Below are 9,427 nucleotides of genomic sequence, written 5' to 3'. Positions count from 1 at the left end.
GCCGCCGGCCACGGCCCAGGACGTGACGGTGGCGTCGAGCTCGCCGACCACGACGAGCCGGTCCCCCCGCAGCACGGCGTGGCGCGGGCCGCTGCCGGGTGCGGTCCGCACCACCTGGACGGGGTCCGCGCTGAGCCGGCCGGCCGTGCGGTCGACGGCGTGCACGCGCAGCTCGTCGGCGCCGAGGTCGGCGACGACGACGCTCGACCCGTCGCCCAGGAACGTCGCGGAGTGCGGGTGCGAACCCTCCTGCCGGTCGGCCACCGGGCCGCCGCCCGTCGCGGTCAGCGTCTGCACGAGGTCGCGCACCACGCCGTCGCGGGCAGCGACGACCCCCACCGACCCGCCGTAGTTCGCGACGACGAGCAGGTCCCCCGACGGGTGCACGGCCACGTGGCAGGGGCTGGACCCGCCCGAGGGCACCTCCCCCTGCACCGACCACGCGGTGCCGTCGAAGGCGCGGGTGGACAGGCGGCCGTCGGCGACCTCGTGCGCGGCGTGCAGCCGGCCCCGGCCCGCCGGGGCGAGGAAGGTGGGCGAGTCGCCGGGGGACGGTGTCGCGACCGGACGCACGCGCCCGGTCCGCGGGTCCCGCGCCAGCAACGAGACGCCGGCGCCCCGCCCGCCCGTCGCGGCCGTCGCGGACCCGACGGCGAGGAGATCGCTCACGCGGGGATCCTGCCAGCCGCGGCTCAGGGGCTCGCGGCCAGGAAGAGGAAGGCGGCGAGCAGAACCAGGTGCACGCCGCCCTGCAGCGTGGTGGCGCGCCCCGGGACGACGGTCAGGGTGCCGACGACGACGGTCAGGCCGAGCAGCACCAGCTGCGTCGAGCCCAGCCCCAGCAGCAGCGGCCCGTCCAGCCAGATCGTCGCGACCGCGATGACCGGCAGGGTCAGCCCGATGCTGGCCATCGCCGAGCCGAACGCGAGGTTGATGCTGGTCTGGAGGCGACCGCGGCGCGCGGCCTTCGCGGCGGCCAGGGTCTCCGGCAGCAGCACGAGCAGGGCGATGACGACGCCGACGAACGACGCCGGGAAACCCAGGGCCTGCACGCCCGCCTCGATGGTCGGGGACTCGACCTTGGCGAGCCCCACGACCGCGACGAGCGCGACGAGCAGCAGACCGAGGCTCAGCAGCGTCCGACGGCCGCTCGGCGGTTCGGCGTGCTCGTCGGTCGCGTCCTCGGGCAGGGCGCTGCCGTCCGCGGCCACGGGCAGGAAGAAGTCGCGGTGGCGGACGGTCTGCGTCAGGACGAACAGCCCGTAGAGGGCGAGGGAGGCGGTGGCCGCGAACGCCAGCTGCGGCGGGGAGAACTCCGGGCCCGGCCGGGAGGTCGTGAACGTCGGCAGGACGAGGCAGACCGTGGCGAGGGTCGCGACCGTGGCCAGCGCCGCCCCCGTCCCCTCGGCGTTGAACACCGCGACCCGGTGCTTCAGCGCCCCGAGCAGCAGCGAGAGCCCCAGGATGCCGTTGCAGGTGATCATCACGGCTGCGAACACCGTGTCCCGTGCGAGAGAGGCGGTCTCGGGACCGCCGGCCGCGACGAGCGTGACGATGAGCGCGACCTCGATGACGGTCACGGCGACGGCGAGGACGAGCGAGCCGTACGGTTCCCCGACCCGGTGCGCGACCACCTCGGCGTGGTGCACGGCGGCCAGCACGGCGGCCCCGAGGAACACCGCGAGCAGCAGGGCCACCACCGTCCCCGGCTCGCGCCCCCAGGCCAGGGCCAGCACCACGAGGGCGGCGGGCGGCGCGACGGTGGTCCACGTCAGCGACGAGCGGATCGACGTGGGTCGCGGGTTCCGGGTCGGCGAGAGGCTCGGAGTCATGCCTCAGCCTCCCAGCTGGGGCCGCGGCCGACGACCGTGCTGCGGGCGGGCGGCCGCGTCAGCGGTCGGGACGCCAGACGACGAGCGCGGTGGAGCGCTGCGACGACGGGCGCCGCCCGCGCGGCGTGGCGACGATGTCGCCCGCCATGCCCGCGGCGAAGATGCGGCGGGCCTGCTGGCGCACCAGGTCCAGCTCGGCCTCGAGGGACTCGACGCGGTGGCCGAGGGCCGTGACCTGGTTCTCCAGCTCGAGGATGCGCTTGATGCCCGCGAGGTTCACGCCGTCCTCCTGGGACAGCCGCTGCACCTCGCGCAGCTGCGCGACGTCGCGCGCGGAGTACCGCCGCCCGCGCCCGGGTGCCCGGCTGGGCGACACGAGCCCGAGCCGGTCGTACTGCCGCAGCGTCTGCGGGTGCATGCCGGCCAGTTCCGCGGCCACCGAGATCACGAAGACCGCGGAGTCGTCGTCGTACAACCCGAGCCTCCTCTCCTCGCGTCCCCGCCCGCCGTGGTCGTGCGGATCGTGGGCCGACCACGGCGGGACGGGAGTCCGTCCTAGCTGCGGGCCCTGTCCGCCAGACCGGCCCGCGGGTCCTCACCGGCCGTGGCCTTCGCGAAGGCCTCGACGGCCTCGCGCGCGGCGCCGTCGACCTTCTGCGGCACGACGACCTCGAGGGTGACGAACAGGTCCCCCCGCGCGTCGTCGGACCGCGCCTTGGCGACGCCGCGGCCCTTCAGCCGCAACGACCGGCCCGACGGCGTCCCCGGCGCGACCTTCACCCGCACCGACGACCCGTCGAGGGTCGGCACCTCGACGGTGGCGCCCAGCACGGCCTCGTCGAAGGACACCGGCAGCGTCATCCGCAGGTCGTCGCCGTCGCGCTTGAACACCGGGTGCGGCTCGACGTGCACGGTGACGAGCAGGTCGCCCACCGCGCCGCCCGGGCCGGGCAGGCCCTTGCCGCGCAGCCGCACCTTCTGCCCGTCGCGCACGCCCCGGGGCAGCCGGGCGCTCACGCTGCGGGCCGGTCCACCGCGCGGGTCGGGCACCCGCAGGTTGACCGTGGCGCCCTCGAGCGCGGCCCGGAACCCCACGCGCGCACTGGCTTCGAGGTCCTGACCGCGGGGGGGCGCGGTGGGGCCGCCGGCGCCGAAACCGCCACCACCGGCCTGACCGAACAACCCGCCGAGCAGGTCCTCGAACCCCGCGCCCCCCGCGGCCCCGCCGGGGGCGCCGAAGCGCACGCCGCCGGGGCCACCACGGCCGGCCTGCTGGCCGAACAGACCGCCCAGGAGGTCCTCGAAACCCGCGCCTCCGGCCCCGCCCGCACCTCCGGGGGAGGAGAACCGGGCGCCACCGCCGACCATGGCGCGGACCCCGTCGTACTGCCGTCGCTGCTCGGGGTCGGAGAGGACCGCGTAGGCCTCCCCGACCTCCTTGAACCTCAGCTCCGACGACGCGTCGCCGGGGTTCGCGTCCGGGTGCAGGGTGCGGGCCTTCTTGCGGTAGGCCTTCTTGATGGCCGCGGCGTCCGCGTCGTGCGGAACCCCGAGGACGGCGTAGAAGTCCTTCTCCGCCCAGTCCTGCATGCTCATCGTCCGACCTCCTCCCTGCTCGTTCCCGGTGCGCTGGTCGCGCTCACTGCGGGTCGGCCACCGCGACGCGTGCCGGGCGCAGGACGCGCTCGCCGAACCGGTACCCCGGCTGCAGCAGCTGCCCCACGCTCGCCACCTCGTACTCGTCGGAGTGGCTGCTCATCAGCGCCTCGTGGACGGCCGGGTCGAACGGCTCGCCCACCTCGCCGTAGCGGACCAGGCCGAACCGGCCCAGCGTCGCCTCGAGCTTCTCGGCGATCGCCGCGAACGGACCCGTCAGGTCGTTGTGCTGACGCGCGAGGTGCACGTCGTCCAGCACGGGCAGCAGGGCCTCCGCGACGCTGGACAGCGCCGCGTCGCGGGCGACGTCCCGGTCCCGGTCCACGCGCTTGCGGTAGTTCACGTACTCGGCCTGCAGCCGCAGCAGGTCCTCGAGCCGTTCGTCCGCGAGCGCCTGCGCCGCACCGTCGTCGGCCCCGCCGACCGTCGGGGCGGCCGGGGTCTCGACGGGCGCGGCGACGTCGGCCTCGGCGTCCGCCGGGGCCTCGGCCACGGGCTCGGCGCGCACCTCACCCGTCTCCGGGTCCAGGCGCCGGCGGTCGCGGATCACGGTGGGTTCGCTGAACTCCTCCGCCATCACTTGTCCTTCTCGTCGTCGACGACCTCGGCGTCCACGACGTCGTCGTCCGCCGTGGCCGAGGAGGACGCACCGGGGGTGCTGTCGTCCGCGGCGGGCGCGTCGGCCTGGGCCGCGTACATCGCGGAGCCGAGCTTCTGGCTGGCCTGGGCGACGACCTCGGTCTTGGCCTTGATCTCGGCGGCGTCGGTCCCGTTGAGCGCGGTCTTCAGCTCGGCGACGGCCGTCTCGACCTCCTCCTTGCCCTCGGCCGGCAGCTTGTCGGAGTTGTCCGCCAGGAACTTCTCGGTCTGGTAGACGAGCCCCTCGGCCTGGTTGCGGGCCTCGGCCTCCTCGCGACGGGTCTTGTCCTCGTTCGCGTGGACCTCGGCGTCCTTGACCATGCGGTCGATGTCCTCCTTCGACAGCGCGCTGCCGCCGGAGATGGTCATCGACTGCTCCTTGCCGGTGCCGCGGTCCTTGGCGGACACGTGGACGATGCCGTTGGCGTCGATGTCGAACGTGACCTCGACCTGCGGCACGCCGCGCGGGGCCGGCGCGATGCCGGTGAGCTCGAACGTGCCGAGCGGCTTGTTGTCGCGGGCCAGCTCGCGCTCGCCCTGGAACACCTGGATGAGCACCGACGGCTGGTTGTCGTCCGCCGTGGTGAACACCTCGGAGCGCTTGGTCGGGATCGCGGTGTTGCGCTCGATGAGCTTCGTCATGATCCCGCCCTTGGTCTCGATGCCCAGGGACAGCGGGGTGACGTCGATGAGCAGGACGTCCTTGCGCTCGCCCTTGAGGACACCGGCCTGCAGGGCCGCGCCGATGGCGACGACCTCGTCGGGGTTCACGCCCTTGTTCGGCTCGCGGCCGCCGGTCAGCTCCTTGACGACCTGGGTCACGGCCGGCATGCGGGTGGAGCCACCCACCATGACGACGTGGTCGATGTCGGCGAGCTTGACGTCGGCGTCCTTGATGACCGAGTGGAACGGCGCCTTGGTCCGGTCCAGCAGGTCCTGCGTCATCTGCTCGAACTGCGCGCGGGTGAGCTGCTCGTCCAGGTGGACGGGGCCGTTCTCCGTCATCGACAGGTACTGCAGGGAGATGCCGGTGCTCGTCGCGGTCGAGAGCTCCTTCTTGGCCTGCTCCGCGGACTCGCGCAGGCGCTGCATGGCGATCTTGTCCTTGGACAGGTCGATGCCGTACGCGCCCTGGACCTTCTTCAGCAGGTGGTCCACGACCCGCTGGTCCCAGTCGTCGCCGCCGAGGTGGTTGTCACCGGACGTCGCGCGGACCTGGATGGTGGAGAACCCGTCCTCGTCCTTGCCGACCTCCAGGAGGGACACGTCGAACGTACCGCCGCCGAGGTCGAAGACGAGGATGAGCTCGTCCTCCTTGCCCTTGTCCAGGCCGTACGCCAGTGCGGCCGCGGTGGGCTCGTTGATGATGCGCAGGACGTTCATGCCGGCGATCTCGCCGGCCTCCTTGGTGGCCTGGCGCTGGGCGTCGGAGAAGTACGCCGGGACGGTGATGACCGCGTCGGTGACGGGCTCGCCCAGGTAGCTCTCCGCGTCCCGCTTCAGCTTCTGCAGGATGCGCGCGGAGATCTCCTGCGGGCCGTACTTCTTGTCGTCGATCCCGACGTTCCAGTCGGTGCCGATGTGACGCTTCACGGAGCGGATGGTCCGGTCCACGTTGGTCACGGCCTGGCGCTTCGCGATCTCGCCGACCAGGACCTCGCCGTTCTTGGCGAACGCCACGACGGACGGGGTCGTGCGACCACCTTCGGCGTTCGCGATGACCGTGGGCTCGCCACCCTCCAGGACCGAGACGACGGAGTTGGTGGTGCCGAGGTCGATGCCGACCGCACGTGCCATGGGGGGAGCCTCCTGCTGCTGATGACGATTGAGTGCTTTCGGCTCAAGTCTCCCGATGCGGCGGCCGGTGTCAAGCCGGAGCGTCCGGAGTTGAGCCTGTCCGACTCAACCGTCGCGGGTCGCGCGGTGTTCCCGGGAACCGGGAGGGTCCGCCGAACGTGCTCAGGACGTGACGTCTCCCGCGACCCCGGTCCGCCAGGTCCCGCTGCACTTCACGGAGGACTCCCGGGCGGGCGGCACCCACGTCAACCTCTCGGCCGTGCGCAGCGACGGCGAGCACCTCTGGGTGGCCGGCGACGAGACCGCCACCGTCGAGCGCCTGAGCGCGCACACCCGCGACGGCGTGGTCACCGGCTACGGCGACCAGGTGACCGTGGCCCTGGCCGACCTCGTCGCGCTGCCCGCCCCGGGCGACGAGGAGGCCGACGTCGAGGGCCTCGCCCGGCAGGGGCCCTGGCTGTGGGCCATCGGCTCGCACTCGCTCAAGCGCAAGAAGGTCCGCCCCGGCGACTCCCCGGCGAAGGCCCGCAAGCGGCTCGGCAAGGTCGTGCGCGAGGCCAACCGGTACGTGCTCGTGCGGATGCCCGTCGACCCCGCGACGGGCCTGCCCGTGCGCGAGCTCGAGCTCGACGGCGAGACGCTCACGGCCGCGGTCCTCGGCGCGCACGACGACGCGCTCACCGACCACCTGGCCGACGAGCCGCTGCTCGCGCCGTTCGGGCGGATCCCGTCCAAGGACAACGGCATCGACGTCGAGGGCGTCGCGGTGCACTCCACGGGTGGGGTGGACCGGCTCTACGTCGGCTTCCGCGGCCCGGTGCTGCGCGGCTGGGCGGTGGTCGTGGAGGTCCGGCCCGTGACGCACCCCGACGACCCGCACCGGCTGCAGCTCGGGCGCTTCGACGGCGGCGAGCGCCACCGCCTGCACCTGCTCGACCTGCGCGGCCTCGGCGTGCGCGACCTGTGCCCCGACGGCGACGACCTGCTCGTCCTGGCCGGCCCGTCGATGGGACTGTCCGGCCCCGTCCGCGTGCACCGCTGGACCGGGGCGGGCGTCACGGACGCCGCCGAGGTCGTGGGCGCCGACGAGCTGCCCGTGGTCCTGGAGCTCCGCCACGGCGACGGCGAGGACCACGCCGAGGGCATCGCGCTGCTGGACGAGACCGACGAGCACGGCCACCCGCGGCTGCTCGTCGTCCTGGACTCCCCCGCGGCCGGCCGGCACACGCCGGGCGGCGGGATGCTGGCCGACGTCCTGGACCTGCCCCGCTGAGCGGTGCGGCTCAGATCCAGCCGTTGGACTGGGCGATCTTGACTGCGTCCGTGCGGCCGCGCGCGCCCAGCTTGTCCATGGTCGCCGTGAGGTAGTTGCGGACCGTGCCCTCCGAGAGGCTCAGCGCCGAGGCGGCCTCGCGCACGCCGCAGCCGTCGGCGACCAGGGTGAGGACGTCGGACTCCCGCGCGGTCAGCGGTGAGTCGCCGTTCTGCACCGCGGCCGCGGCGAGCTCGGGGTGCAGGACGCGGCCACCCGCCGCGACCCGGCGGATGCCGTCGACGAGGTCGTCGACGGGCGCGTTCTTCAGCACGAAGCCGTTGACGCCGGCCGCGAGGGCGTTGCGGACCGCGGCGGGCCGGCCGAGCGCCGTGAGGATGATGACCTTCGTCCCGGGCGACTCGGCCTTGAGCCGCTTGGCGACGCTGACGCCGTCGCCCCCGGGCATCTCCAGGTCGAGCACGGCGACGTCGGGCCGGGTGCGGTCGAGCGCGTCCATGACCTGGTCGCCGCGCTCCACGGCGGCCACGACCTCGAGGTCGTCCTCGCTCTCCAGCAGCGCGACCAGGGCGGAGCGCACGATGTGCATGTCCTCCGCGATCAGCAACCGGATCACCCCCTCGGTCATCGCGATCCCACCTTCCGTCCGCCGGGGTGACGTCCACCCCGGGTGCGACCACCCGCCGGACGCCCGGTCGGGCGCCCGTCCTGGAGCCCGGGCCGGGCGAGCGGCACCGTGCAGCTGAGCTCGAACGTGCCCGCCGCGGACCGGACGTCGACCCGGCCGCCGACGCTGCGCACCCGCTCCCGCACGCCGAGCAGCCCCGAGCCGTTCCCCGTCTGCGCCGGGACGCCCGCGGCGTCGGCGCCGTCGTTGCTCACCACGAGCCGGAGCTCACCGTCGACGACGTGGGCGCTGATCCGGCACGCGCTCGCCCGCGCGTGCTTGAGGACGTTCGTCGTCGCCTCGCGCACCACCCACGCGGCCACCTCGCTGACCTCCGGACCCGCCTCGGCCGTCAGCGCCGACGGGTCCGCGTCGACCTCGCAGCCGATGCCGGCGTCGCCCAGCAGCCGCCGCGCCGCGCCCAGCTCGGACTCCAGGGACAGCGCCCGGTAGCCCGTGACGAGGGCGCGCAGATCCGTCGCCGCGGCGTGGCTGAGCGCCAGGACCTCGTCGAGCTCGGTCCGCAGCTGGTCCTCGCGCCCCGCGCGCTGGTGCCGCCGGGCGAGCTCCACCTTCAGGGAGACCGCGGTGAGGTTGCGCCCCAGCAGGTCGTGCAGGTCCCGGGACACCCGCACCCGCTCGCGCAGCACCTCCGCCAGCGCCAGCTCGGCGCGGGCGCGCTCCAGCTCCTGGTACGTGGTCAGCGCGCGCAGCAGGACCGCGAGCAGGAAGGACGTCGCGACGTAGCTGACCCCCGCGAAGATCGTCGAGCGCCAGTCCTCCCCGGCCAGGCGCCACAGGCCCAGCTGCAGGAGCAGGCCGGCGACGTACAGCGCGGCCGCCACCCGCAGCGGCAGCACGACGACGAGGAAGCACGCCAGCACGGCCGTCCAGGCCAGCCAGTCCACGCCCAGCAGCAGCGACGGCACGTAGGCGACCAGCGCCAGGCCGAGCAGGGCCACCGTGCGGGGCGGCCCCTCGCCCGGGTGCAGCGCGGTGCGCAGCGCGAGCACGTTGACGCTCGCCGCGACCAGGGCCGCGACCAGCGGCACCGCGACCACCAGCCACGCGGGCGCCGACCGCGCCCACGGCGTGTCCCCGGCCGCCGGGAACACCGTCACCGTCAAGCCGAGGGCCACGAGGAGGAAGACCGCGTAGGTGAAGGCCGTGAGCCGTCGCACCGCCACGGAGCTCGCCGACCGTGGCGCCTCGGCGGGGCGCGTCCGCGGCGCAGGCGTGGCGCGGACCCGGGGCACGGCGCTCACCGTAGCCGCCGGCGGCGGCCGCGCTCGGGCTCAGACAGGAGGCGGCCACGGGTTCGCCGCCTCCTCGGCGACGACGAGACGACCGGGGGCCAGCCGCCGCTGCCACGGGCGCAGGCCTGGGGCGACGACGCGGACGGCCGGCACGCCCACCTCGGGCCGCGTCAGGTCCTGCACGAGGACGTCCACGCCCCGGCCCGCGAGCCGGGCGAGGACCTCGGCGAGGTCGGCGTCGGCGTCCAGGGCCCGGTCCCCCGTCCGGTCGGCGCGGGCGGGCGGCACGGACGAGGCGGGGCGGGCG

General features: G+C 74.7%; 10 protein-coding genes. 1 reads left to right on the top strand and 9 read right to left on the bottom strand.

The features are described 5' to 3' along the window. The 6 genes from GTR02_RS16410 to dnaK form a co-directional block, all read right to left on the bottom strand. The coding region (locus GTR02_RS16410) for a beta-propeller fold lactonase family protein (RefSeq protein WP_166608569.1) at nucleotides 1-669 on the bottom strand (669 nt) is incomplete at its 3' end. 23 nt (nucleotides 670-692) lie between these two features. Continuing rightward, nucleotides 693-1,832, bottom strand: a complete 1,140-nt coding sequence (locus tag GTR02_RS16405) for a calcium:cation antiporter (RefSeq protein WP_166608568.1) — start codon at nucleotides 1,830-1,832, stop codon at nucleotides 693-695. Between the two features lie 58 nt (nucleotides 1,833-1,890). Further along, entirely contained in the window at nucleotides 1,891-2,307 is a 417-nt protein-coding gene (locus tag GTR02_RS16400; protein WP_166608567.1) for a heat shock protein transcriptional repressor HspR, read from the bottom strand. A gap of 80 nt (nucleotides 2,308-2,387) precedes the next feature. Further along, a complete protein-coding gene (locus tag GTR02_RS16395; RefSeq protein ID WP_166608566.1) occupies nucleotides 2,388-3,428 on the bottom strand; it encodes a DnaJ C-terminal domain-containing protein in 1,041 nt (346 codons plus the stop codon). Nucleotides 3,429-3,471: 43 nt separating this feature from the next. After that, complete coding sequence (locus tag GTR02_RS16390; protein ID WP_166608565.1) at nucleotides 3,472-4,065, bottom strand: nucleotide exchange factor GrpE; 594 nt, start codon at nucleotides 4,063-4,065, stop codon at nucleotides 3,472-3,474. Beyond that, on the bottom strand, nucleotides 4,065-5,924 hold the full coding sequence (gene dnaK, locus GTR02_RS16385; RefSeq protein ID WP_166608564.1) for a molecular chaperone DnaK: 1,860 nt from the start codon (nucleotides 5,922-5,924) through the stop codon (nucleotides 4,065-4,067). The genes GTR02_RS16390 and dnaK overlap by 1 nt, the downstream gene beginning before the upstream one ends. A gap of 169 nt (nucleotides 5,925-6,093) precedes the next feature. Between dnaK and GTR02_RS16380 the strand changes: the two genes are divergently transcribed. Beyond that, nucleotides 6,094-7,197, top strand: a complete 1,104-nt coding sequence (locus GTR02_RS16380) for a DUF3616 domain-containing protein (RefSeq protein ID WP_338073869.1) — start codon at nucleotides 6,094-6,096, stop codon at nucleotides 7,195-7,197. A 10-nt stretch (nucleotides 7,198-7,207) separates the two neighbouring features. On the opposite strand, the gene GTR02_RS16375 is transcribed toward GTR02_RS16380, so the two are convergent. The 3 genes from GTR02_RS16375 to GTR02_RS16365 all read right to left on the bottom strand — a co-directional run. Continuing rightward, the gene (locus GTR02_RS16375; protein ID WP_205709440.1) at nucleotides 7,208-7,825 is read right to left on the bottom strand and encodes a response regulator transcription factor; all 618 of its coding nucleotides are present in this window, start codon (nucleotides 7,823-7,825) and stop codon (nucleotides 7,208-7,210) included. Further along, nucleotides 7,822-9,051 (bottom strand): histidine kinase, encoded by a 1,230-nt coding sequence (locus GTR02_RS16370; RefSeq protein ID WP_166608563.1) that lies wholly within the window; start codon nucleotides 9,049-9,051, stop codon nucleotides 7,822-7,824. Before GTR02_RS16370 ends, GTR02_RS16375 begins: the two co-directional genes overlap by 4 nt. A 108-nt stretch (nucleotides 9,052-9,159) precedes the next feature. Next, nucleotides 9,160-9,427 (bottom strand): YcaO-like family protein (locus GTR02_RS16365; RefSeq protein WP_166608562.1); only part of this gene is annotated, 268 nt, incomplete at its 5' end.

It is taken from the genome of Kineococcus siccus, from assembly GCF_009906795.1.
Taxonomy (GTDB): Bacteria; Actinomycetota; Actinomycetes; order Actinomycetales; family Kineococcaceae; genus Kineococcus; species Kineococcus siccus.
Note: the sequence above shows the minus strand (reverse complement) of the source record. Positions and strands in the feature narration are given on the sequence as shown.